This is a genomic window from Neisseria sp. P0013.S005 (assembly GCF_051958425.1).
GTDB lineage: Bacteria > Pseudomonadota > Gammaproteobacteria > Burkholderiales > Neisseriaceae > Neisseria > Neisseria subflava.
In genome coordinates, this window is sequence record NZ_JBQCVL010000038.1 from 1 (window position 1) to 587 (window position 587).

Annotated in this window: 1 protein-coding gene; it reads right to left on the reverse strand. The window is 50.9% G+C overall.

Annotated elements, in window-relative coordinates; all coding sequences use genetic code 11:
* Nucleotides 1-124: 124 nt before the first annotated feature.
* Entirely contained in the window at nt 125-412 is a 288-nt protein-coding gene (locus ACTHTA_RS11385) for a ComEA family DNA-binding protein (protein ID WP_036472233.1), read from the reverse strand.
* Nucleotides 413-587: the final 175 nt, after the last annotated feature.

Sequence of the window (587 nt, forward strand, 5' to 3'; positions counted from 1 at the left end):
TTACCCAATGTAAAGTCTCCATTTGTCCAGGTCTTCATTCCCGGCCCCATACAAAGCCGCCCGTCAACCCGAACCGCAAACGGTTCGGCCTCGGGGCGGCGTCTACGGCAGTTAACCGTCAGGCTTATTTTTTCACGGCAGGCTGGGCGGCCTTAGGCGCGGCAGAAGAAACCGTCGCCTCCGCCTTCAACTTGTTCAGCACCGCATCACCGATGCCCTTCACGTTTTTCAGCTCCTCCACCGATTTGAACGCACCGTTCTTCTGACGGTATTCCACAATCGATTTCGCCTTAGCCGGGCCGATACCCGGCAAGGCCTCCAGTTCGGCAGAAGACGCGGTATTGATGTTCACGGCAGCCAAAGAGAACGCCGCACAGACGGCGGCAAATGCACCAAATAAAAATTTCTTCATCAGATTTTTCCCATAACGTGTTTGATTGAATCAGTCAGGAAGTCTACCGAATGGTTTATTCCACTCTGTAAACACTGTCACATATACGGATAGGGCACCATCCCATACCCGCACAAATGCTTACGACATATTAGCGCAAATATCGTTTGATTTCAAATATTCCAAACAGTTAACC